Below are 24733 nucleotides of genomic sequence, written 5' to 3'. Positions count from 1 at the left end.
GTACTTTATCCCATACATCGCTTCATAGAATAAACTAGCGAGCAGCCGTTGTCCAAAGTTAGCGATAAGATTTTGCGATACTCTTTTTTCCAGTTAAAATACTATTAATGAACAAAGCGAGCATTTCAAATGGCAATTCGTAGATTTAAACAATACACACCAAAAATTGGTGACAAAACTTTCGTCGATCCAATGGCTCTGGTGCTAGGCGATGTGGAAATAGGAAAGGATAGCTCCATATGGCCAATGGCGGTTTTGCGCGGCGACGTACATTCGATCCGAATTGGCAACCGCACCAGTATTCAAGACGGAACCGTCTGCCACGTAACTCATGATGGCCCTTACGATCCGGGCGGCTTTGATCTGGTGGTTGGCGACAACGTAACTGTTGGTCATAAAGCCATCTTGCACGGCTGCCACATCGAAAATAATTGCCTTATCGGGATGGGGGCAGTGGTTATGGACGGCGCCATTATTCGCGAACACGTTATTATTGGCGCCAACAGTTTAGTACCGCCGGGGCGCGAGCTGGAAGGCGGCTATTTGTGGGTTGGTTCGCCAGCAAGAAAAATTCGTAAGTTGACTGAAGAGGAAATCGGTTTCTTCGAATATTCCGCCGCCAACTATGTCCGAATTAAAAACCAGCATTTATCCGATAGCGATATCTAACAAGGATTTGCGCCCAACTCGATCACTCTTTATGATTAACCGCACTACTATTAAAAGTGCTAATCAGTCCGATAATTGTATGTTGCTGTTAGCGATACGGCTGATTTAAACATAATAAGGAGCCCTAAAATGATCGGCAGTAACTTGCTTAGACTCACTTTAATCATGGTAATCGGTTTGTTTTTACAATCCTGCGCAGGACAAAAGGTCAGAGGCTCAAGTAGCGTTGTCGATTACCTCTATTCTGGAGAGCAAACCAAAGTTTCCCCTAGTATTCCTCACCTTAAACTGCCTTTAAAGGTTGGTATTGCTTTTGTGCCAGATCAACACAACCATTCAAGAGCTCACAATGTTTGGTCAGGCAACAGTTATGGACATGACTTCCCCGAGACCTTAAAAGCAGAATTATTGGAGACCATCGCGCAAGATTTTAGAAATTTAGAGTTTGTTGAAGATATCGCCGTTATTCCCTCAGCTTACCTAAGACCACAAGGCGGTTTCGACAATCTCGATCAGATAGCGAATATGTATGGCGTTGAGCTGATCGCGTTAGTATCTTATGACCAAGTTCAGTTCACCGACGAAGATTTCTTATCCTTATCCTATTGGACCATAGTCGGCGCTTACCTGGTTTCTGGTGAAAAAAATGATACCAGTACCATGCTTGATACCGTGGTTTATGACATCAGCAGCAGAAGTATGTTGTTTCGCGCGCCCGGATCCAGCTCAGTCAAAGGCCGCTCAACTCCCGTAAATTTAAGCGAAGAATTGCGTCATGACAGCGCCGAGGGCTTTCGAGTGGCAGCCTCGAATATGACAGGCAATCTAGAATTAGAACTTGAAAAGTTTCAGGAAAAAATAAAAAACGATAAAGACTCGGTGATCGTTTCTAATAAAAAAGGCTATTCTGGAGCAGGTGGTTTTGGTATGTTTGAAATTTTAGTTTTATGGTTATTGCTCTCACTCACCTTACCCTTCAGACAAAAATCAATAAAGTAACATCAACAAAAAAAGCCCTTGAAACAAGGGCTTTTTAATAGCTAACTTCGCTATTAGGTAGCAAATGCACCTAGCCTAATTAAATAAGCGGGATACAATTTGATTATGTCAAATCGTATCCCTGCATCTCTAAACTGGCTTATTAAAAAACGCTCATCTATTGAGGGTAAAATAATACGTCTTCGTCAAGAACGAGATATTTATACTGAGCCTTTTGATAGGAGAATTCTTAAGTTACAAGAAGACTTGAATGCTTTAGATAAAACTATTCGGCTTCACGAAATACAAATAAATCCCAAAGTTATTCCGACTACTCAGGATCAGCCAGTAAAGAAAGCAATAAAAAATCGTACTATTAAGCAGCTGATTTTAAGATACTTTGAAAAGAATGATAATAAAGCACTATCTACAAAGGATGTACTAGATCATATCTCATCTAATTACGCTATCAGTGATGATATTACCTATCCAAAATTTTATAAATCTATTAGGAATTCCCTTTATGCAATGTGCACTCAAGGAGTACTTGAGTGCTTGCCTGTTAAAAATAATGCTGCAAAAAGATACTATCGCCTAAAAGGCAAGTAGTTCATCGTTCCGCCTAACTCCTTGGTGGTATCCTCGCCACCAAACGGATTCTCCAACAGAGAAAACACAACGTATCAGACTGCTTAATTGATCCAGTAGTGTATCTCTGCGTGTATCTTCTCTCCATGCCATCTCTTGGGCATAATCAAGCATGTACTGTGGACGCATGCCATGAAAGGTGCCATATTCTGCTCGGCGTAACCGAGAATTATATGATTCAGCTTGATTGTTATGCACGCCAGATTCGGACATAAATTCTTCGGAATGCTCTACGGATTCATGTTTATAGTTACTCTGAAGCTTGTTATAAGCCTTATGTTCGTCACTCCAAATCGTGCTTCCTTTAGCTACGAATCGCTCACAGAGTTTTATTACATTGGCTTCATCTTCAGCTCTAGTAACAGCAATTCTTGTTTTAGTTGCTCCTTGACCAGATTTAGAGCTAATTTCTCTCAAACTCATTACTACACGCCTGTTTTTCTTTCTTTTATAAAGATTTCTTTTCTGTATTGGACTTAAGGGAAGCTTAACCTTGCCCTTTGTGGCGATTCTTGCTTCATAAGCTTTGTGAGCAATACGATACCTTCTTTTACGGCCATGCCTTCTTTTTCCTCCAAAGTAGGCTCCATCGATATGTATTAACCCAGATAGAGGCGATTCATCCCTTGATCGTAATAGCCCTTCACGAATTTTATGACATAAAAGCCAGCTAGATTTTTGCGATAAACCTAGGATGCCACTTAATTCAGTTGCGCTAACTCCTTTAGCTGAATTACAGAACATAAAAAGCAACCGGAGTAACTTTTTATACTTAATCTTTTTATGGGCAAAAACAGAGCTAGATGTAACACTAAAAGTATGATTACAATGCTTGCATCGCCACTGCTTTCTTGTTTTTTTGTAGTAATGCTTGGAGAAGCTTCCGCATTCGGGACAAACCTGCTCACTTTCACTTCCCCAGCGCGATTTCGCAATAAATAACATAGCTTTTTCTTCTGTCATTTCATCAATGTCGTCTAATGAAAAATTTCTTCGTTCACTACTCAACCTATAGCTTTGAGGCATAAATACCTCCTAATTGTATTCTCAAAATTTTTTTCTCCATTTATCAATCACTTATGCGATTTCTATGAAAAATGGAGGCAATAGCAATCTAACAGCGATGTGAAAAACACCGGTTATATAGATTGACAGAAAGCAGATAGGTAAGTAATCTTAAGCTGTATGCATAGCAAGTCTTACTTGCTATTCTTAAGAGGCTCAAGTGTTTATTCACTTGAGCTTTTTGCTTTCTAGCTAATTGCCTCGATTAAATAAGCTATTTCCTTTTTATTTCATATGCTCCTCCTTATCTATATCTAATCTGGTTTTAGCTAAGTATGCTGCAACATCTTTTGTTAAAGCATATTTCCCTCTCCTATTACTCATTTTGAATAACTTAATTGGCGCTCTGCCTTTAGCAAAAGATTGCCTCATTGCATCTAAACTTTTATACCCCAATGAAAGTTGAAGAGATTCACCGTGCAAAATTGGAGATTTATACAGCTGCAATAATTGAATTTCTAACTCAAGAGTTAATTCTTTTAGTTCATCATATGTATTTATCATTTGAAATACTCCGCAACTGTATAGATTCGTGATTTAAAGATACTTTTCGATTCTATTGTAAGAATCAAAGTATTTGAATAAAGTTATGATGACCTCAAACGGCAACTACCCAATAAACAACCACTGGTAAACAACAGAATGTACACTCTCCAAGCATATAGAAAGCTGCCCAAAGAGATAAAAAGTATTGCAACGAAGTACTATGTCTCGGTTGCTTGTATGAGAATGAATGTAAGTCACCATAATCACCTCTATGACTTTTTTGAATTAGAGCGAAGTTACAACCCTCAGTTACCTGCTCTACCGACTTCAAAAGGAAATTTTTGGACACTGAAAAGTGGAGGTGAAGTAATAGATCGAACCCATATAATAGAGGCTATGGATAAATACCTGCCAGATTTGAGCATGTCGACATTAAGGCATCCCATATGGCAAGCTTTTGCTCTTAAGGTTGATGACACTTCAAGCGCTTCTATTTTATTAAGGCTGCTAAACCCTGAGCTTTCTTCAAAGATATTTTATGAGGAAGCATATAGTCAGAGAGTTCAACAAAATGAAATTTCTAAAGAGTTAATTGAACATATCTCAAAACATTGCTCACTGGATTCAGCTGCAGCTTTGCTGGTATTTCATGATTTATATGAAGAGCATGCAGATTTAGTTATTGAATTGCTCATTAAAACAATTATCACCTTATCGATGTGTACTCCAACAGACGTAATTGGCTTTGATTTATATGAACTGATGTTTGAGAGAACGGGGATATTAAAAAAAATTAGCAGCCACCAAAAGAAAGTGCGTAAAACAGAATCATTTAGTAGTTGGATAATATTTATAAAAAGCAAATTAAACCATATGCTTGGAAAAGAGGTATATGGTTTTGAAAGAGCCGAAATATTCACGGTCTTAAGCTCGATTAATCTTGAAGAGCTAAATAACTATAAAAATGAAAGCCAGACAAAACAATCAGTTTGATTTAAATAACTACAATACTATAGTATTACCTAATAATGATGTAACCATTTGAATTTAATGCATATTTGCATTGTCATGTTTAAAGTAAAAGGAATTCCATATGTCAAAAAATCTATTAAATACAAGTACAGTTACGCTAGATGACTTATTGTCTTCTAGTAAGATTTATCATGTCCCTCCCTATCAAAGAGATTACTCTTGGTCAGAAGAGCATTGGGAAGACCTTTGGGAAGATATTGTAGCCTTAATAAATAACCCTGAATCCTACCACTATATGGGATCAATAGTTCTGCAGAAACTCGAAGATAAAGTTTCAAGCGTGATAGATGGTCAGCAAAGGTTCACAACCTTTTCTATAATTATACTTACGATAATAAAACGGATAGAAGATTTGGCGGATGCCGGGCAGGAAAAGGAGCAAAATAAAGAACGTGTTGAGATTTTAAGGCGAAATTACTTAGACGATAAGCACGCTACGACCTTAAAATATACAAGTAAATTGTTTTTAAATAAAAATAATGATGAGTTTTTTCAAAACAATTTACTTCAATTGGTTGAGCCTAATAATATTAGAAGTTTATCGGCCTCTAATAAAAGATTGTATCGGGCATACTTATACTTTTCTGAAAAAATTAATACCTTAGATAATTTAAAAGATAATGGAGCATCGCTTGCAGCATTAATCATTGAATTAATTTCAAGAAGGATTCTCTTTATAGAAATAAATGTGGAAGATGATTTAAGTGCTTATATAGTGTTTGAAACATTAAATGCGCGTGGTGTTGAATTAACCTCGACAGATCTTTTAAAAAACTATTTATTTTCGTTAATTGACGATGAGAATGAAATAGAACTTCAACAAAGAAGGTGGAAGCGAATAGGCGATACCGTTGGAACTGATAAACTGCCAGACTTTCTTAGGTACTTTATAAATTCGAAATCTTCTCTAGTAAGATCTGATAGGCTATTCAAAACCATTAAAAGTAGAGTAGACTCAGCGCCCAAGGCTCTGGCTTTACTTGAAGAGCTTGAGGTTAATGCTGATATTTTTGAAGCCTTAAAAAACTATAACTCCGACATTTGGAAAGACAGAGATGGAACCAAAACTTTAATCCGAGAGTTTAGCCTTTTTAATGTTAAACAAATTACACCCCTTCTATTATCCGCATATAACAACTTCACTGATGAAGAGTTTAGAAAAACTATAAAACTAAGCATAGCAATTTCATTTCGATACAGTGTCATATGCGGAAGAAACCCTAATGAGCTAGAAAAAGCGTATAACGCCGCGGCAGTTAAAATAAGCAAAAATGAGATAACCAGAGCCAGGCATGTTTTCGAGCAACTAAAGAGTATTTATGTAAGTGATGAAGAGTTTGAACATGACTTTTCTAATAAGGTTATGAATAATAAAAGACGAAAAAAACTGGTTAGATATATTCTATATAAAATTGAAGAGCATATGTCAGGAATAAATAGGGACTTTGAACTGGATGCAGGAACAATTGAGCATATTTTCCCTGAAAACTCTAGCAGAGCATGGTTGGAACACTTTCCTAAAGACTCTCAAGAAGGCTTCTTATATCGATTGGGTAACTATTGCTTACTTGAAGCAAATTTGAATAGAGAAATTGGTAACGAAGTTTTTGCAGTTAAAGTTAATAGTTATATTGAGAGCGTTTACTCTTCTGCGAACCAGATCAACGCTCAGACTTGGAATCCTGATGCTTTACGAGCAAGACAAACGGAGATGTCTAAATTAGCCAGCCATATTTGGCGATCTGATTTCTAAATTTATTTATATGGATAGTACATTTATAAGCTACTTTGGAATCCTTTTTGCCATTGTTGTAGCAGTTTACAATTTTTCAAAGTTTTCAATTAGTCATATGTCGCAAAGCAAAAGAGAAAGTTTCTCTTTATGGCTTTGGGGAGATTATGAAGATAGTTGGATAAAACACTATAACAATTTCTTTGACAGTATATTTGGCTCTAAGCACTTATCTGTTAGATGCATTGTTAACTCGTGTATAGCTTCTTTAAGCTTCGTTCTAATCTTATATGTAGTCTTTAACAATGCCTCATTTTTTTCAAGCGAAAGACCGCGGATACAAACAGAACTAGCCTTATTTCAGATCTTAACCCTTGGTATTCTGATCAACTTTGTCCCAGATTACCTTTCTTTGCTTCAAACAAGATATTTACTTAAATTGTTTGAAAATGTGAAAGGGGTTTTCGGGCATTTGTTCTTATTGTTTGCTGACATTGTATTATCTGCAGTAATTATTAGCACTTATATACTTGTATATCTATGGATCGCTAATGTACATGATGTTTCAATTATGAAAATGGTAGCAGCATTTAGTGTATATTCTATCTTTTTTTACTCAACTTTTTTAACCTCTTTTCTTTCATGGTTATATGTTTTATCTACTTGGGTGATGAAGCTATCCTCTAAAACATTTCTTTCGAGATGGCTAGACATAGAAAGCAAACCCGGTAGCTCTTTAGGGATAATTTTATCAGGCTTAGTACTATCAATAGGAATAGCCATGTATCCTTTTATAAAACAAGATAACAAGAGCATTAACATAATTGAGAAAGCAGCCTGCTATATTAGTCCTGATACATGTGGCGATGTAGCTTTTCAGTCAAGCGATAAGTCAGAAGTAATGCAATACCTGACTAGAGCCTGTCTAAAGAGTGAAAACTCCACTCACGACTGTTTTATTACTGGCATTTTTCACAAACAGCTAGGCAATATTAAAATGTCAGACAAAATGTTTGATAAGGCTTGTAATGATGAAAGCCCTATAGACTGCTTTGTACATGGCATTCATTTCTATGATCTCAATGAATTCATGTTAGCTGAAAAAGCATTCCTCAAATTTTTAGATATAGGCCACGCACCTCACTTGGCATACTCATATTTAGGATATATATACGCAGCTCAGAACAGACATAATGATGCACTTAGTTATTTCAAAAAGCATCTTGAGAGATTCCCGAAAAGCGAAATGGGTTATGCAGGACTTAGCTACGCATATTTAAAATCTAATGATCTGGACAAGGCAGAACAATATGCCAAAAAAGCGATACAGCTATCACCTGAAAGTCATTACTCACTTTACGCTTTGGGTAATGTATTAGCCGGAAGAACTAAGCATAATGAGGCCATAAAAATCTACAAAAAAAGTATTTCTTTACATCCAGAAAGTTTGTCATCTTATATAGGATTAGCTTTAAGTCTACATTCTGCTAATCGAATAAAGGAAGCGGACGAGGCATATAGAAAAGTTATATCCATAAATGAAAACATTGCACAGATTCAATTCAATTATGCTATTTTATTACTTAACTCAAATCGCTCAAACGAAGCGATGCACCATTTTGATGAAACATTAAGGATAAAGTCAAATGATGAAGATTTATATCTTTCACTGGCTAACCAGTTTCAGAAATTAAAAGAGTACGAGAAAGTAGTAGATGTATATAAGCATCTAACTGAACTTCTTCCAGATGACGCTAAACAATTTTCTAATTACGGCGTTTCTTTAAAAAGAATAGGCGAATACGCCAAAGCTGAAGAGGCCTATAGGAAAGCAATTGCCTTAAATCCTAATTATAAAATTGCCTATATGAATTTAAAAAACTTGCTTATAACCCTTAAAAGGTTTTCTGAGGCGGAAAAAGTCCCCATTAATTAGGAGCACGCTATTAGGTGCATTTGCTACCTAATAGCGGCTAACTTCGTTTAGAAGCTATAGCTTACTCCAACTGAGGCAGTCTTATCAGTTTTGTCACGATCAGCAGGAACTTTTGAATTATGAGTTACCAAATAGGCTACTTTCAATGCCAAACTGTCAGAAAGCTTAGCTGTCAAAGCCGTTTCCGAATCATAAGTGTCCACCTCTTCACCAATGATCGCCGTTAACTTCTGGGTAAAAGTGGCTGATTCTGAAATATTGTAGGCATAGTCCAAGTCGCCACGCAAAACACCTTCTTTTTCATCATCGCCAACAAATACTTTATTGATTCGATAACCAGCAGCAACACCTAAAGAAAGGCTGCCACTGTCGTCTTTGAAAATTTGACGACCGTAACCAAAATAGACACCAGATTGGTAATCATAAGCACCAAAATAGTCATTAACGTAATCTAAAGTACCGTACAAAAAATCTTTCTCAGATAAGTCATAACGATTATTCCATGCGAAAGTATACTTTTCCGCAGAGCGCTCGTCATCATCAGAGTTGTTTAAACCGGTAACACTAAAGCCCATCGAATAAGGATCGGACACTCGAATCAGATAATCAAAAGCACCATTCATAGTCGTCGTGTTAGTGTTACCCGACGTATCAACGAAGCCTAGATCGATATTACCTTTAGTGCCTTCCTCAGGAGCGTCGGCTAACAAACCCGATGCTTGCACTGAGCCCATGGAAACTACAGCAGCTACTGCAGCAAAAATTTTAGTTAATTTCATTGTCATTCACCTCTCTAAAGCGGACGGCAATTTTACTCTTACTCGTCCTAAAATCCTAATATCAATTGTAAAAAACTGTTTATTTAAAGGCTATCGAACCAATCCACAAAACTGACATATTGCAAATCCATTTGTTCGAAATATTGGCTCTTAAACTGTCGATAGCCCTGCTTATCTACCGCTTGCTCTTGGTAAAGCTGCGTCCTTTGAAATGGCACACCATCACTAGCGATCACACTAGGCCATTGATTTTCCGAGGCTTTTAGTAACCATTGGCACAAATCAGCTTCATGCACCAAATTTAACCATTTAGCGTCGGACGCTTTTTGCTTATCTAACAAAGATTGCAATAATCGCTCTCGCTGACGCGAATAGAGCCCGCTGGCTCGAACTATTGAACTCGAAGGAGCCATCTGTTGGATCTGTTGCTCTGCTTGCAGTAGCAGCTCACCGCGAAAATTATCCGGTTGCGTCGGTGAATTTTCATCAATCAGGCCCAATCGTTGAGAGCCATAAACGGCGGTTGATGATAAAAAAGTGGCGTGAAAACTACGTTGCTGCTTAAGCAATGCCCGAAGCAAATTACCCAAACCATCAATATAAATGTTTTGGTATGCCTCTTGAGTGCGATAAGTTGGCGCTACAATCAAATATAACTGATCAATCTTGGGTAAGCTTGGCAGCTGTAGACTCTTTGCTAAAAGATCGAGCCTTATATGCTGCTGTGACCAAGCTTTATCACTTTTGGAAAGAGTAATTGGGTCTTGGCCATGGGCTTGTAAAAAATCATAGAAACGCCGCCCAAACTTCCCGGCGCCAACAATTAATGACGATTCAATTGCCAATGGTTTCAACCAATTTGGCAAGGCTTTTTTCTATCTGAATATCTTTTCCCGCCAGTTTTTCCAACGTTTGCAAACCCTTACCGGTCAGCACCAGAACAAAAGCACAATCAAACGCTTGCGCAGATTCATAATCGGACTTTGAATCTCCAATAAACACCATTTCACTAGGATCGAGATCAAAATTTCTGGCAATTTTCTCCAGCATCAAGGTATTTGGTTTGCGGCATTCGCAACCATCATCCGGATGATGCGGACAGAATTCGATTTGGTCGATATGGCCATGATGCTTAGCCAACAAGTCGGCCATTTTTTGATGCATTTGCGCAAGTACTAATTCATCATAAAAGCCGCGACCAATACCCGATTGATTGGTCGCAATCGCGACTTTAAAGCCTTGATTCAATTTTGCAATAGCAGCCAAACTACCAGCAATCGGGATCCATTCTTCTGGCGACTTGATATAAGCATCTGAATCGTGATTAATAACTCCATCACGATCCAGAACCACCGCTTTAATTTTTGACCAGTCTATAACTTTATCCATAATTATAAAATTGCCGCGTCGCCCGTTCCTCGCAAAACTTCACAATGATAATTAATTTTGCAGCAATGAAATATCAGCAACCGAACCAAATAAACTCTGCAATTTTTTCAGCATCGCTAAACGATTGGCTTTAACTTTCACATCTTCGGCATTAACCATCACTTTATCGAAGAAAGCATCCACATCATCGCGCAAACTGGCCAACTGCTCTAACTTGGCTTGGTAGTCATTAAGTTGCGCTTGTTTATTTTCAGTTTGGGCAATAGCATTAGCTAACACCTGCTCCTCAGATTCTACTAATAAAGAAGAATCAATGGTGCTTGGTATTTCAATGTCTGCCTTAGCTAAAATATTTTTCACCCTCTTATTAGCCGCCGACAAACTTTCCGCTTCCGGTAGCGTTTGGAAAAATTGTACGGCCTTAACTCGCGCGTCAAAGTCCAGTGGTGAACTTGGTTTTAACGTCAATACCGAATTAATGGTATTGGCATCCACTCCGGACTCTAAATACCAGGCTTTAAAGCGCTCTAAAATAAATTCAAAAACATCCGACTCGACATTCGAATTAGTGAGTTTCCCTGACAAATTATCCGCGGCCAATTTGATCAGTGTTTTTAAATCGAGAGTCAGCTTATTCTCAACCAAGGTTCGAATTAAACCGATTGCAGAACGCCTCAGCGCAAAGGGATCTTTCGAGCCCTTTGGAATTTGTCCGATCCCAAAAATCCCGACAAGCGTGTCAATTCGATCGGCAATAGCAAGCGCTTGCCCGACTGGATTTTGCGCTAACTTATCGCCAGAAAATTTTGGTAAGTATTGCTCAGTCATGGCAATGGCAACATTGTCATCTTCGCCATCATGCCGCGCATAATAAGTGCCCATAATGCCTTGTAGCTTATCAAACTCACCCACCATGTTAGTGGCTAGGTCACATTTAGATAATAAACCTGCACGCTGCGCATGCTCTGGATCTGCGCCAATTTGCGGCGCAATGGCTTTAGCAATTTTAGCTATACGCTCAGCTTTATCTTGCACTGAACCCAATTGCTTTTGGAATACCACATTCTTCAGGTGCGCTTGATGACTTTCTAGGCTAACTTTTTTGTCTGTATCGAAGAAAAACATTGCATCGGCTAAACGCGGACGAATCACTTTTTCGTTGCCTTCGATCACCGCTTGCGGATTGGAACTTTCAATATTGGCAACGGTAATAAAATTCGGTAGCAAGTTGCCGTTACTATCTAACACATGAAAATACTTTTGATGCTCGGCCATAGAAGAGATCAAACACTCGGCGGGCACCTGTAAAAACTCTTCATCAAACTTACCGGTTAAGGCCATTGGCCATTCCACCAAACTGGTCACTTCATCCAGCAGGCTGTCGGAGATTTGTGCCGCGCCACCAATGTTTTTCGCTTCAGCTTCTACCTGTGCTTTGACCACGGCTTTACGTTTTTCATAATCTACATCGACTTTAGCCGCCAATAGTTTTTCCACATATTGGTTAGCAGACTTAAGCTCTATTGCTGCTGGCGCCATAAAACGGTGGCCGCGCGATTGGTTGCTGGTTTTAACCCCAACGATGGTGGCGTCCAAAACCTTATCACCATGAATTAACACTGCCCAATGCACCGGACGAATAAACTGCTCGCTACGATCACCCCAACGCATCGCTTTTGGGATCGGTAATTTTTTTAGTGCATTGTTAATGATCTCTTCGATCAAGTCACTTAAGGGTTGCCCTTGTTGTGCGACAGTAAAACCTAAACGCTCGCCTTTTGGCGTTTCGATCCGTTGCAAGTCTTCGACTTCTACTCCACAGGATTTGGCAAAACCAATCGCCGCAGGCTTAGCCGTTCCGTCCTCATTAAACGCTGCTGCTACCGCTGGACCTTGGCGCTCAACCTCTTTATCCGGCTGTGCATCGGTTAATTGGCGCACAACGAGCGCCAAACGGCGCGGGGCAGCATAAGCCTCGACTACATCATATTCAAAATCATTGGCGGTTAAGTTAGCCACTACATTATCCCGCAACGCCTCACTTAAAGCTTTTAAGGCTTTCGGCGGTAGCTCTTCGGTGCCAAGCTCAAATAATAAGTCTTGCTTAGTCATTATTTGCTCTCCTTATTGTTTGCCGCTTCTTTATTGGTATTTTGCAGCATCGGAAAACCCAGCGCTTCGCGGGCAGCGTAATAACTTTCTGCTACTGATCGCGCCAAGGTACGTACCCGCAAAATAAAACGCTGCCGCTCGGTTACAGAAATCGCATGGCGCGCATCGAGTAGGTTAAAGGCATGTGAAGCTTTAAGTACCATTTCATAAGCAGGCAAGGGTAGGTTATGTTCCATCAAACGACTGCATTCGCTTTCGCAATAATCAAAAAACTCGAATAACTTATCCACATTGGCGTGCTCAAAATTATAAGTCGATTGCTCCACTTCGTTCTGGTGGAACACATCGCGATAATAAACGGTTCCCAGCGGGCCATCGGTCCAAACCAAATCAAAAATCGAATCAACCCCTTGTAGATACATGGCAATCCGCTCAAGGCCGTAAGTAATTTCGCCCATCACCGGTTTACATTCCAAGCCTCCCACTTGCTGGAAATAGGTAAATTGGGTCACTTCCATTCCATTCAGCCAAACTTCCCAGCCCAATCCCCAAGCTCCTAGTGTTGGCGACTCCCAGTTATCTTCCACAAAGCGGATATCATGCTCTAAGGGATCGATACCCAAGGCTTTCATCGAACCTAAATACATTTCCTGGATGTCCAGCGGCGAAGGCTTGATCACCACCTGATATTGGTAATAGTGCTGCAGACGATTTGGGTTTTCGCCGTAACGACCATCGGTCGGACGACGGCAGGGCTGCACGTAGGCGGCGCTCCATGGCTCTGGGCCAATCGCTCTTAGAAAAGTCGCAGGGTGGAAAGTGCCCGCGCCAACTTCTAAATCCAAAGGCTGCTGGATCACACAACCTTGCTCCGCCCAATAGTTTTGTAATGTTAAAATCAAACCCTGAAAGGTTTTTGTATTTTCGTTACCGATTGCCACTGACGATGCTCCAAAAGTGGTATTTACATTTAACGGTTTGGTTAAAATCTATTACGCTCATGACGATTTTAGCTCAAACCTCAGCATTTACATTTATTGCTTGAATTCGCTCAAAGAGCGAAATTATACGGTAAATCCCTATATTTTCTAACCTTATCCACGAATTTGTGGTAAAAAACACTAAATTTCTTATGGATTTATCCTTATGACCAAACGTTGCTTCTGGGTTTCTGACGATCCGCTCTATATCGACTACCATGATAAGGAATGGGGAATTCCTGTTTACGAGGATCAAAAACTGTTTGAAATGCTCTGTTTAGAAGGCGCGCAAGCTGGCTTAAGTTGGATCACAGTGCTAAAAAAACGGGCACATTACCGCAAGGTGTTTGATGATTTTGATGCTACTCAGATCGCTAAATACACCGACAAAAAGCGCGAGAAACTACTTTCCGATGCAGGGATTATTCGCAATAAGCTCAAAGTGAACGCCTTTATCGTCAATGCCCAGAATTATTTGCGGATCAAAGAAAGTATGCCATTTAGCGACTATCTCTGGCAATTTGTCGATGGCAAGCCCATTATCAATCACTGGAGCGATCGCTCACAAGTTCCTGCCAATACCCCTGAATCGGATGCTATGTCGAAACAACTTAAAAAAGACGGCTTTAAATTTGTTGGTTCCACCATCTGCTATGCCTTTATGCAAGCCTGTGGCATGGTCAATGACCATACCAGCGATTGTGATTTTAGATAGCTTGTTGTGTTACGTAGGATAGCGCATTGACTTTAGATGCTGTCTTACTGATTCACTTGACCAATATCGCTTCGCCCATGCAATGCTTATGACTAGCGCTATCAAACCCAAAAACCAACTGTTTTGAAAATCTAAGAGTGTATAAATATCTTCCGGCCCATAAATACCAGTATCAACAAGCTCCCAAACCCACACAAAGAAGTTATTAAGAGCATGACAAATAATGGGGATTAACAAGGTATTAAAGCGAGCATATAAGTAGCACATAGCAACTCCAAAACCAAAGGCACCAATTGGATCTGGGTGCAAAATTGCAAAGATAGAAGAAGATACTAATGTCGCTTTCCAAAACCCCCACTTTTTACTCCAGCATTTCAACATAACACCTCTAAAAGCAAATTCTTCCAGAATAGAGGGTAAAACGACCAAAGCTATTAGGCTCAGCAAGTTCGCTATTAGGGGATAAGTATCACCATCATAATAAATAATCTCGCTCGGACTTAAATACCAATAACTGACAAAAGCGGGGGCAGCAAATGATAAAGGGTAAAATAGCAAATAGGCGGTGCCGATTGAAAAAACAAAGCAAAAGATAGTTAAAATTATTCCAAATTTTAGATTCTTTGACGTCATTTTCCCCTGAAATAGACTAGTCCAAGCGATGGGACCGCGCTCAGAAGCTATTAATATAGCTATAAATAATATGAAATAACCATAGTAGAAATAACTTAAATCCCACCAGTACCAGCTCCACTCCGCACCCACTTTTAATAAAAATTGCTCGATACCAGGAAGGTAAAAACCTAACATAAACCAAGCCACTACAGGCAACCAAGCTACCGATTTAATATTGTCCATTAGGCTTCCTATTTTTTATTATTTAATAAGTATTGTTTTAATTGCTTAACGATACTAACGTATCGAACCCGCCACTCCAATAATGGCGGCGATAACTAGGGTGGTAATTTTAGATAAATAACTCCAAGTTACCTAATACTCTTACCTGGTTCTAATACCCAACATTTTTTATGGCGAGCGAAACCTATATGCCCGTAGTAATCTTCCGCCGCCGGTGCTGCTAACAATATTAACAGGCACTTCGCCCCTAGTTGTTGCTGGGTTTTTATCTGTAGTTGCTTTCCAATACCTTGACGCTGATACTTTCTATCAACAGCCAAATCGGATAAATAGCAGCAAAATGATAATCAGTCACTGATCGAGAGATGCCAACCAACTCATCCTGATCCCAGGCGCTAAGAATTAAATTACTATTCTCTAGCATTCCCTTAAGACAACTAATGTCTTCTACTGGACGCCGCTCACCTAAAGTTGATCGTTTCAGAAGACTCTGAAATTGCTCTGCAGAAACAGCTTCGTTAACTTTATAATCAATGCCCATAGCATATCCTTAAATTGTGCATTTATAGAATTTTGTATCTACCTGCATAACAGGAAAACTCTTCGGAAGTTCTGATTTTGATGTTTCTTGGAAGTTGTTTTTTTCATAAAAGCGGTGAGCCGCTAGAAATTTTGAGGTCGTGCCTAAATAAATTTCGTTTATCTCTTTCTCTTCACTCCAATTCAACAACCGCGCTAGCAAAGCTTTTGCTATTCCATAGTTTGGTCCTCGAAACTCTGCATGAACGAACATTTTTCGTAACGCTGCTTGGTTATTACCTATATCAAGTAAAGCCACAGTACCGACCACTTGTTTATTGATTAGCGCTAGCCAGAAATTTCCATTACGTTGCTGATAAAATGTTTGTACCTTTTCAAGATCAGGCTGTTCTTCAGCGCCAATGGGGATATCAAATTCTTTTTGTTGGATACTTACAATTAGCTCTATTACTTGCTCTTTGTATTCATCAGAAAAGTCAATGATCTGCAGTAAGCTTTGCATAATTTTCGAAACTTCCTAATATAATACCAACCCTATTTATTCTCAGTATATGAATTATTTGGGTAACTTTCTTTATTTTTGTAAGAACTTCGCCAGTTGCTTTCCGATACTCCATAATGAACCCGCCACTCCAATAATGGCGGCGATAACTAAAGTGGCGATTTTTATCTTTCTTGACAAGAGTTGCCATTCAAGAAATTGATCGGCAAACACCAAGCCAATGATCAATAGGGAAAGGGCGTAGCAGACTAGGGTAAACTTCGGTAAAGGCTTGAATTTTATCATTTTAATTGGTTTTCCTTTTGCTCTTTGTTGTTATGGTTATATTTTTCCCAAACTAAAAAATTCGCCTGCGGAAACTACTCCAAGGTGTTTATCACCAGTCACTGTTTTTTCTTGCGCCATGGCTACTAGCTCATAAAACAGATTGCGGTGAATTAAGGCGTTTAAGTTACTACGGATATTGATATAGGGCGAGGGCTCGCCAGTTTTTGCATCCAGCTCCACCCATAATGGGTTGTCTTTTGTCAGCAGCACTTTATTGTCGCAGTTATCTTCGAAAACAATAACCGCGCCTTGCTCAGTCTCCATGTGCTCCATTCGCACCACCAAAAACGGCGCATCCTCAACCTTAATGCCCAGTTTTTCGACTGGCGTTACCAAAAAATAGTCATCGCCTTCTTTTTTTAACACGGTGGAGAACAGTTTGACCAATCGCTTGCGACCGATTGGCGTACCTTGATAGTACCAATGACCATCGCGCTTAATCACCAGATCCATGTCGCCACAAAAATCAGGGCTCCACTTCTCCACTGGTGGCAAACTTTTGCCATCAGCTGCTTCAAGCTGCTTTAATAATTCGCCTAGGCCATTTGCTTGTGGCATGCTCTAACGCTAGCGACTTAAGCCGCCAATCCTTTTTTAATCAAGTATTTATAAGGCACTGATTTGGTATCACTGGCCAATAGCTGATGCTCCATAAAAGTACAAAACTTGGGAATGTCTCGAGTGGTCGAAGGATCGTCGGCTAAAACCAGCAGGGTTTCGCCATCTTGCATTTTACGCACATTTAGGCGCACCATCATCACCGGTTCCGGACAGCGCAGGCCGGTGGCATCATACTCACGATCAAACTGGTCAAATAAACTCATAGGATAATTCTAGCTAAGGGGTGGAAACTGGGCAAATTTTAGTCTTTTCTTAGAAAACTTCAATCGGATATTTAGCCATCAATAGTTTTTAGCTATCTTTCTATTTAAGATATTATATTTTATATATCTAAACCGATCCCCTATGATAGTGCTACACATTCGAAATAACGCGAGGAGTTACCATGAGTAATTCAATTAATATTGGTATCAATGAACAGCAAAGAGCCGCTGTCGGTGAAGGATTATCAAAACTTTTAGCAGATACGTATAGCCTTTATCTACAAACTCACAACTTCCACTGGAATGTCACAGGACCATTTTTTCAGTCGCTGCACACCCTGTTTGAAGATCATTACACCGAGCTAGCAGTGGCAGTGGACGATATTGCTGAGCGTATCCGCGCCTTAGGCATTACTGCGCCTGGAACCTATGCCGAATTTGCCAAGTTGACTCAAATTAAAGAGGTTGCTGGAAATATTGGTGCTACCGAAATGATCGAACGTCTAGTAGAAAGTCATGAAACGGTAGTGCGCACTGCTCGCGAAATATTGCCATTAGCCTCGGATGCGGATGATGAGTCTTCCGCTAGCTTGATTTCTGATCGCTTAGTGGTACACGAAAAAACGGCTTGGATGCTACGTTCACACCTTGAAAGCTAACCAAGTCGATCTAAATCAAGGCCTTACGCAAAGCTTGCAACCACCTTGTTGCGACCTTGGTGTTTGGCCTTATACAACAATCTATCCGCGCGATTGACAATAAAATCCACATTCGCATCTTCCAGGCTGGACTCGGACACTCCAAAACTAGAGGTGACGGTTAAGCCCGATACAATATCTTCAAAATTGTGAGTTTCAAACGCTTGGCGAATTTTTTCTGCGATTTCTTTGGCTTTGATCAACTTGGTGTGCGGCAGAATAATTAAAAACTCTTCACCGCCAATCCGCCCTAACACATCTGCAGCGCCTAACGATGGCTGACAAATAGCTTTGGTTTGCTGGATGACCTTGTCGCCAATATGATGGCCAAACCGATCATTGATACTTTTAAAGCGATCAATATCAAACAAAATCACACTATAACCGGAGGAGCTTTTGGCCGCGCTGTTTCGATGAACTTCGCTCAACTTACGAAAAATCATACGTCGATTAGGTAGTTGAGTTAAGTTGTCGGTCAAAGCCTGTCTTTTACTCTCTTGAGCGATTGCTTTAAATCTAAATAAAAACCACACTAGAATACATATCGCAGCGACCAGCAACAAAATTAAAGCCCATAACAAAGCTCTAAACTCTACCGCCGCTTTTTCATTTTTTTTGCTCAAGGCTTTTTCTTTTTCTAGCAAGCGATTATCAAACTTGAGTCGCTGCTGATCCAATTCTTCACGCGCTAAAGTAGAAACTTTGGTCAAATTCTCATTAAAAATATTGCGATAGGTGCTGTAAGACTCATCCAGTGCTTGATACGCATCTTGATAATTGCCCTCGGCAAACAATATTTTGGCTTTTAAGTGCTCAAGAGTATGCATATCATCTTCGGCCAGCTTGGGTAGCAAAGCCTTTGCCTTATCAAAATAACGTTTGGCAGGCTCTAGTTGTCCTGCTTTTAAGTAGAGATCGCTTAGCTCAGAGTTCAATACATATTCAAACAGTTCTTCACCAATTTGCTTTGATAATTCGGCAGCCGTTAACATGTGTTCAGTCGCTTTTTCGTACTCTCCTGAGTCAGCAAATAAACGCGCAAACATCTGATTAGCAAAAGAAATACTGCCTATATCTTGATCTTCTTCGGCAATGCGTAAAGCCTTTGTTAATACTGCTTCTGCCTGCTCATATTTTTTTTCTACTCTTAATGAATCGGCAAGATTACTGTGGGTATAGGTTGAAGTTCTTAATTCAGGATTAGCATCAATAAGGGCAACTGCTTTTTGATAGTACATGGTTGCCGAGGGATGATCCTTTAACTTGGAATAAACAATGCCGAATAAATTATAGGTTTCAGAAATTAAAAAAGGATCTTGTGACTCTTCGGCAAACTCTAAAGCGCGTTGGAGCAAAATCAAGGATTGTTCGTATTGATATTTAAAAGAATGCAAATAGGCCATTTCCAATATCAGATAATTCACTTTATGTTTTGGCCAAGCATTAATAACATTCGGCAATAAATTTTCGGCTAAACTTATAGCTTGGTCGATGTTATTTTTAGAGCGTTGCAGAAAAATATCTTGGTATTGAAACTCTAACGCCAGTGACTCAGAGCCCAACCTAGCGATTAGAGGTCTAACTTTTTCTAGGAAGTTTTCTGCTTTGGCAAAATTCTCCCGCAGTAAGTAATAATCCGCTTTTAGGATATTACTAAACGCATTAATAAATTGATTATTCTGATTTTCTGATTGGATCTGATGAACATCTGTTAAGTATTCTGCCTTACTACGCTCCAAAAGCGGCAAGCGCGATAGTTTAAATAAACCACGCGCAGCTTGATCACTTGCCGCAGCAAGCTCAACACTAGCAAATATACCGCAGCAGACCAAAAAGCCCGCTAGCAAATAGCGTTTCATTAACAGTCGCAAACCTAATTTATATCCTTTTTTTTACAAACTTAATTCCTTGCGCTCTAAATAGCAATGCAAATTTGCATTACTTTGCGCTCACTTACCCTGAATTTAGGCTAAATCTAACCTAACTTTTCCTACTATTAATCCTCTTCGAAGTAAAAGCTGTCGCGATTTACCTTCTGCGGTGCCAGTTGGTTCATGCTGTCCGCTTGATAAAGGCGACCATTGATCATTACCATATTAACCTTATCACTATCCCGCAAATTTTGTAACGGATCCGCATCTAGCACCACCAAATCGGCCAGTTTTCCCACTTCAATAGAGCCTAAATCTTTTTCCATACCTAGCACTTTAGCGCCATCGATAGTCGCAGTACGCAGTGCTTCCATCGGCGTCATGCCGCCTTGCTCAAACATCCACATTTCCCAATGAGCGGCCAAACCTTCGCGCTGACCGTGGGCGCCCATCAAGACTTTAACCCCTTCATCTTGCAGCTGAGCCGAGCCTCGCGCCACATTAACGTGGTTATAGTCTTCTTCTGGCGCTTTATAACGGCGCACCGAACGCGCTTCCAGGATCTGACGCGGCACAAATTTACTTAATAGTGGATGTTTCCAAACCTCAGTTTTGTCGTACCAATAACGCTCACCAGCGATGCCACCGTAGGCAACCCCCATGGTAGGCACATAAGCCGTGTCTGCCTGTCTCATTAGCTGTTTTACATCAGCATAAACGTTAGGCACCGGTAACGAGTGCTCGATAGTGGTATGCCCATCAACCACCATCGACATATTGTGCTGGAATAAAGAGCCCCCTTCGGGCACCACCAACAAACCGGTCTGACGTGCCGCTTCTAATACCTGCTGACGTTGATCGCGACGAGGCTGGTTATAGCTTTTTACGGAAAAAGCACCGACCGCTTTCATCCGCTCTAAATGTCCAACCGCATCATCTAAACTGTTTACATCGGCGGTGATGTAATGGTTAGCACCGTATAAAATGGTACCCGTTGAAAACAGTCGCGGCGCAACAATTTGTCCGGTTTTTTGCATTTCAGAAGCTGAAAAAACTGCCTCGGTGCTGGCCGAAGGATTATGCGTTGTGGTCACTCCAAAGGCCAACGAGGCCAGAGCATTCCAATTGGTTTGGGGCTGCATTTGACTGTTGGCGTATGGGCCGTGCCAATGAAAATCAATCAAGCCAGGAATAATGGTTTTGCCTTTAACATCAAAGCTTTGTGCCGATGAGGGCACGCTCACATCGGAAGCTTTACCAATGGCTTTGATCCGGTTGTTCTCGATCACAATAGTGCCATCTTCAATCACCTGTTCATCTTTCATGGTGATAATTTTGGCACCCGTTAAGGCGATTATGCCCTGCGGCACATCAGCTTTAGCTGGCAATTTAATGTTAGTAACTTTGGCTTCGACATCCTCTGGCGCTTTGCCATCGGCGTTTAAGAAGGCAAACTTATCGCCCAACGACTGCTGGTATAAGTTCGGCCCCATTGACCAATTTAGACTTTGGCTATCGGCTGACCAAGATAAGTTAGCACCGGAAAACTTTGAAAAACGCTTAACTGGTAGGTTAGAAGCTTTAGGGCCAGTAGCGATTGCCTTACCACCGGCGACAAAAGGAGTAACATACACCTGATAGCGCTGATTAAAGGCTAACCATTGTCCATCCGGAGAAATCGCATAATCATTGATCCAGTTGCCGACATAGTGCTCGCGCTTATCATTACCACTGAGATCCACGCTGACGAGCTTTTGCGAATGAACTTCACCGTCTACTTTCGATTCGGAAAAGTAAATCCGATCTGGATCAAGACCAAAGAAAGGTCGAGAGCCCGACTTGCTGATCCGCTCTTGTTGCTTAGTTTTCAGATCAACTGTAATGATACCGGTTTCATTGGAATAAAGCGGGCTGGTTAAGTAACCCCCTGAAATCGCCTCAAATACCGCAGTGCGACCATCCGGACTTAGCGCAGGATTAATGTAATGCCCCGGTTTTTGGCTGATAACCCTTTGGCGACCATCGAATAGCGAATGAATGCGGACGGTGCCAAGCTCTTTATCGTGCCAAGTGGTGTAGATAATGCTGCCGCCATTGGGCGAGAAGCGTGGATAGAACTCGAAATGCTCATTCTGATTAGTGATTCTTTGCGGCGTACCTTCAGGTAGTGCTACCTTATAAATATGGCCCAAAGCTTGGAAAATAGCGCTTTTGCCATTGGGAGCTACTTGCAACCAACGCAACATCTTGACATCAAAGTCCGCAGGCGCCGCTTGCTGAATTTTGCTAATAGCCTGACGCATTTCACGTCGATCGGTCACGCTAAAAGGAATTTCGGTAACTTCTTTATCGCCAATGTTGATTCTATGAATCTTACCGGCGGCCCAGAAGACGATAGCTTGACTATCGGGCATCCAAGCAAAGTTGGGATAAACCCCATGAATCGCCCAAGTTTCCTGCATATCACGTTCCAAGCCTTTAAAAATTGGGAACTCAGCGCCAGTCTCGCGATCTTGTAAATACAGGGTACTTTTTTCCCGTATGCGACGAACAAAAGCTAGGTACTTACCATCGGGCGAAGGGGTGGGGCGAACCGCGCCGCCTTGACCGGTCACCCAAGTTTCGATGTCGCCGGTATGGCGATCAATGGCGAAAATCTCGTAAATCTGCTCATTGGAGTTCTTGCTGTATTCAAAGAAGCGTCCCGGCGTGGAATCCCTTGAAAAAAGCACATACTGACCGTCAGCAGTAAAAGCTGGCTCGCCGAGATCTTTTTGCTCATTCGGCCTTTTGTTCAGCTTGATGCCATTACCGCCGGATTTATGATAAAGCCAAATTTCGCCAGCGCCTAGTGAACGAGTGCCAGTGAAGTGTTTACGCGCGGCCAAATAGTTACCATCGGGACTCCAAACCGCATTGTTAAGCAAACGGAACTGCTCTTTGGTCACTTGGTAAGCATCGGAACCATCGCTATCCATCACCCAGATATTATCGCCACCGCCTTGATCCGAGGTGAAAGAAAGCTGTTTGCCATCCGGCGAGAATCGCGGCTGCATATCCCAAGCCATTGAATTAGTTACGTTTTTTGCTTCGCCGCCAGTGATCGACATGGTGTAGATATCGCCCAACATATCAAAGGCTATGGTTTTACCGTCAGGGCTAACATCAAGGTTCATCCAAGTTCCTTCGTCTACCTTGATATCGGCAAAAACAACCTCGCCTGGCGCTTGATTCACATCCCACTTTTGTTCCTTTTCACTGGCTTCTGGAGCCTCTTTCGCGGCATAAACTGCCGAGGCGAAAAGCAGGCCAAACAGACTGCTGGCAAGGGTGATTTTTTTTAGGGAGTGGTTCATGGCCTTTCTCATAAATTGCGCCTTTTTCTAATTCAAACAAGAAGTTATCTTAACCCCTAAATATAGTGCTTTCGCCGTCACTTGGCAAAGAGAATGACCTAAAGAAAGGCCAAAAACCGGATCTTAAGCCACATGGATGTGTAACAAAATATGTAATTGGCTATTTGATCGCGTCTGTTACTGTCGCGCTCATGGAAGCAGGGAAGGCGACTACGATGATGCGCTTGATGGCGAGCATATTATCCACTCCCCAAGGACATTTATCGATCAGGGTTAGTAGCAGCGCTACCACCGCAAAAGAAACGGCGTAAGTGGCCAACACGCGGAAAAAATATTGCCCAACAAACTGCTTAAAGTAGCTTTTGTAAAAGTTGTAATAGACAAAAATGCCAATAAAAAATAAGGATAAAAAGGCGATGCCTACAATATTAGTGAGCGCCAACTCTTGCCCTAGATCCCAGGTTTCCTCGGTATATGCCGCAGGAATTGCGAGAATCGAAGCACCGACTAGGGTTTGCATCAAGTCCCGCGCTCTAAATTCCACCATTAGAGGCTTAATCAAGCGCTGCACGATCTTTCCGGTGCTATCGACAATTGGCGTGATCCGATGCAAATAACCATTACGCCCCAAACGCTGTATTGAGGTATCCGAGGATGCTGGTTTTTGTTCAACATTGTCCATGGTTCAATCCGCCGCTGTAAGCTGGCCTAAGCTAATTATTGCGCTGTGAGTGGATAATATACTGCAGCACTCGTTCTAATTCTTGATCGCTACAACTAAAACAAGCCCCTTTAGCTGGCATGCCAGCATAGCCCTGCTTCAGATTCTCAAAAACCTTCTGTTTACCCTTAGCAAGCCGGGCATCCCATTGTTTTTTGTTACCGCGAATTGGGGCACCACCATGCCCGCGCTCATGGCAACTTACGCAGGAGCGATAATAAATCGCTTCACCGCTGCGATCTTGAGGCGACTGATCGCAACCAACAAGCACTAAGACACTAAAAATTAGCCAACCAGCTTTAACATTCAGGTTCATTAGATTTTACCATATACAAACAATTGTCCAGCTCTAGCTTTTCCGGATAGGGGCTAACTTAGAAACCTAATTTAAGATAAAGGTTTTTTGGTTAAATGGAAAACGAAATTGGGGCCCCGCCCAAAGATTAAAGATTTCAGGCGTCCTAACCCAGTCCATGAGCTGTAAAAAATGAGCCGCTTGTGGTTTTATCAATCGC

The 24733-nt window shown here is 41.0% G+C and carries 24 protein-coding genes and 1 pseudogene; 8 read left to right on the top strand and 17 right to left on the bottom strand.

What is annotated here, in order from left to right; translation table 11 throughout:
• Positions 1-129 precede the first annotated feature (129 nt).
• The 3 genes from NFS34_RS04185 to NFS34_RS04175 all read left to right on the top strand — a co-directional run bounded on the left by NFS34_RS04185 (position 130) and on the right by NFS34_RS04175 (position 2256).
• Positions 130-669, top strand: a complete 540-nt coding sequence (locus tag NFS34_RS04185; RefSeq protein ID WP_251358634.1) for a gamma carbonic anhydrase family protein — start codon at positions 130-132, stop codon at positions 667-669.
• A 129-nt stretch (positions 670-798) separates the two neighbouring features.
• A complete protein-coding gene (rhlP, locus tag NFS34_RS04180; protein WP_251358633.1) occupies positions 799-1668 on the top strand; it encodes a rhombotarget lipoprotein in 870 nt (289 codons plus the stop codon).
• 105 nt (positions 1669-1773) lie between these two features.
• Positions 1774-2256, top strand: coding sequence for a hypothetical protein (locus tag NFS34_RS04175; RefSeq protein WP_251358632.1), 483 nt, complete (start codon positions 1774-1776; stop codon positions 2254-2256).
• Here NFS34_RS04175 and NFS34_RS04170 read toward each other — a convergent pair.
• Both NFS34_RS04170 and NFS34_RS04165 read right to left on the bottom strand, forming a co-directional pair.
• Positions 2242-3321, bottom strand: a complete 1080-nt coding sequence (locus NFS34_RS04170) for an IS1595 family transposase (protein ID WP_251358631.1) — start codon at positions 3319-3321, stop codon at positions 2242-2244. The genes NFS34_RS04175 and NFS34_RS04170 overlap by 15 nt on opposite strands.
• 264 nt (positions 3322-3585) lie before the next feature.
• Positions 3586-3864 carry a hypothetical protein gene (locus NFS34_RS04165; RefSeq protein WP_251358630.1) on the bottom strand — a complete coding sequence of 93 codons (279 nt, stop codon included), beginning with the start codon at positions 3862-3864 and terminating at the stop codon, positions 3586-3588.
• Positions 3865-4002: 138 nt separating this feature from the next.
• Here NFS34_RS04165 and NFS34_RS04160 point away from each other — a divergent pair, with 138 nt between their 5' ends.
• The 3 genes from NFS34_RS04160 (at position 4003) to NFS34_RS04150 (ending at position 8546) form a co-directional block, all read left to right on the top strand.
• Entirely contained in the window at positions 4003-4839 is an 837-nt protein-coding gene (locus NFS34_RS04160; protein ID WP_251358629.1) for a hypothetical protein, read from the top strand.
• Positions 4840-4939: 100 nt separating this feature from the next.
• Positions 4940-6631: a DUF262 domain-containing protein gene (locus NFS34_RS04155; RefSeq protein ID WP_251358628.1), complete on the top strand. Its 1692-nt coding sequence runs from the start codon at positions 4940-4942 to the stop codon at positions 6629-6631.
• A 10-nt stretch (positions 6632-6641) separates the two neighbouring features.
• Positions 6642-8546: a lipopolysaccharide assembly protein LapB gene (locus NFS34_RS04150; RefSeq protein WP_251358627.1), complete on the top strand. Its 1905-nt coding sequence runs from the start codon at positions 6642-6644 to the stop codon at positions 8544-8546.
• A 47-nt stretch (positions 8547-8593) separates the two neighbouring features.
• On the opposite strand, the gene NFS34_RS04145 is transcribed toward NFS34_RS04150, so the two are convergent.
• The 5 genes from NFS34_RS04145 to glyQ all read right to left on the bottom strand — a co-directional run bounded on the left by NFS34_RS04145 (position 8594) and on the right by glyQ (position 13761).
• Positions 8594-9325 (bottom strand): YdiY family protein, encoded by a 732-nt coding sequence (locus NFS34_RS04145; protein ID WP_251358626.1) that lies wholly within the window; start codon positions 9323-9325, stop codon positions 8594-8596.
• Between the two features lie 83 nt (positions 9326-9408).
• A complete protein-coding gene (locus tag NFS34_RS04140; RefSeq protein ID WP_251358625.1) occupies positions 9409-10170 on the bottom strand; it encodes a sugar nucleotide-binding protein in 762 nt (253 codons plus the stop codon).
• Complete coding sequence (gene gmhB / locus NFS34_RS04135; protein WP_251358624.1) at positions 10160-10714, bottom strand: D-glycero-beta-D-manno-heptose 1,7-bisphosphate 7-phosphatase; 555 nt, start codon at positions 10712-10714, stop codon at positions 10160-10162. Before gmhB ends, NFS34_RS04140 begins: the two co-directional genes overlap by 11 nt.
• Before the next feature lie 51 nt (positions 10715-10765).
• Positions 10766-12826 (bottom strand): glycine--tRNA ligase subunit beta, encoded by a 2061-nt coding sequence (gene glyS, locus NFS34_RS04130; protein WP_251358623.1) that lies wholly within the window; start codon positions 12824-12826, stop codon positions 10766-10768.
• On the bottom strand, positions 12826-13761 hold the full coding sequence (gene glyQ / locus NFS34_RS04125; protein WP_309296424.1) for a glycine--tRNA ligase subunit alpha: 936 nt from the start codon (positions 13759-13761) through the stop codon (positions 12826-12828). Before glyQ ends, glyS begins: the two co-directional genes overlap by 1 nt.
• A 211-nt stretch (positions 13762-13972) precedes the next feature.
• Between glyQ and NFS34_RS04120 the strand changes: the two genes are divergently transcribed.
• Complete coding sequence (locus tag NFS34_RS04120) at positions 13973-14521, top strand: DNA-3-methyladenine glycosylase I (RefSeq protein WP_251358621.1); 549 nt, start codon at positions 13973-13975, stop codon at positions 14519-14521.
• 9 nt (positions 14522-14530) lie between these two features.
• On the opposite strand, the gene NFS34_RS04115 is transcribed toward NFS34_RS04120, so the two are convergent.
• From NFS34_RS04115 to tusA, 6 genes and pseudogenes are all read right to left on the bottom strand, one after another.
• On the bottom strand, positions 14531-15379 hold the full coding sequence (locus tag NFS34_RS04115; protein ID WP_251358620.1) for a CPBP family intramembrane glutamic endopeptidase: 849 nt from the start codon (positions 15377-15379) through the stop codon (positions 14531-14533).
• Positions 15380-15507: 128 nt separating this feature from the next.
• Positions 15508-15920 (bottom strand): annotated as a pseudogene (locus NFS34_RS04110) (GNAT family N-acetyltransferase).
• 9 nt (positions 15921-15929) lie between these two features.
• On the bottom strand, positions 15930-16421 hold the full coding sequence (locus tag NFS34_RS04105) for a GNAT family N-acetyltransferase (RefSeq protein WP_251358618.1): 492 nt from the start codon (positions 16419-16421) through the stop codon (positions 15930-15932).
• Positions 16422-16493: 72 nt separating this feature from the next.
• Positions 16494-16706 (bottom strand): hypothetical protein, encoded by a 213-nt coding sequence (locus tag NFS34_RS04100; protein WP_251358617.1) that lies wholly within the window; start codon positions 16704-16706, stop codon positions 16494-16496.
• A gap of 36 nt (positions 16707-16742) precedes the next feature.
• Complete coding sequence (locus NFS34_RS04095) at positions 16743-17306, bottom strand: DUF1285 domain-containing protein (protein WP_251358616.1); 564 nt, start codon at positions 17304-17306, stop codon at positions 16743-16745.
• Positions 17307-17323: 17 nt separating this feature from the next.
• A complete protein-coding gene (gene tusA / locus NFS34_RS04090; protein ID WP_251358615.1) occupies positions 17324-17572 on the bottom strand; it encodes a sulfurtransferase TusA in 249 nt (82 codons plus the stop codon).
• 182 nt (positions 17573-17754) lie between these two features.
• Here tusA and NFS34_RS04085 point away from each other — a divergent pair, with 182 nt between their 5' ends.
• A complete protein-coding gene (locus NFS34_RS04085) occupies positions 17755-18231 on the top strand; it encodes a Dps family protein (protein WP_251358614.1) in 477 nt (158 codons plus the stop codon).
• Between the two features lie 23 nt (positions 18232-18254).
• Here the strand turns inward: NFS34_RS04085 and NFS34_RS04080 are convergent, their stop codons facing one another.
• The 4 genes from NFS34_RS04080 to NFS34_RS04065 form a co-directional block, all read right to left on the bottom strand.
• Positions 18255-20129 carry a GGDEF domain-containing protein gene (locus tag NFS34_RS04080; RefSeq protein WP_251358613.1) on the bottom strand — a complete coding sequence of 625 codons (1875 nt, stop codon included), beginning with the start codon at positions 20127-20129 and terminating at the stop codon, positions 18255-18257.
• A 137-nt stretch (positions 20130-20266) separates the two neighbouring features.
• Complete coding sequence (locus NFS34_RS04075) at positions 20267-23509, bottom strand: amidohydrolase family protein (RefSeq protein WP_251358612.1); 3243 nt, start codon at positions 23507-23509, stop codon at positions 20267-20269.
• 148 nt (positions 23510-23657) lie between these two features.
• Positions 23658-24179, bottom strand: coding sequence for a DUF2391 family protein (locus NFS34_RS04070; RefSeq protein ID WP_251358611.1), 522 nt, complete (start codon positions 24177-24179; stop codon positions 23658-23660).
• A gap of 31 nt (positions 24180-24210) precedes the next feature.
• Complete coding sequence (locus NFS34_RS04065) at positions 24211-24534, bottom strand: cytochrome c5 family protein (RefSeq protein WP_251358610.1); 324 nt, start codon at positions 24532-24534, stop codon at positions 24211-24213.
• Positions 24535-24733 lie beyond the last annotated feature (199 nt).

The sequence above is a fragment of the Kangiella sp. TOML190 genome (assembly GCF_023706045.1).
In the GTDB taxonomy this organism is placed as follows: domain Bacteria; phylum Pseudomonadota; class Gammaproteobacteria; order Enterobacterales; family Kangiellaceae; genus Kangiella.
This window is presented reverse-complemented; position numbering and strand designations above follow the sequence as displayed.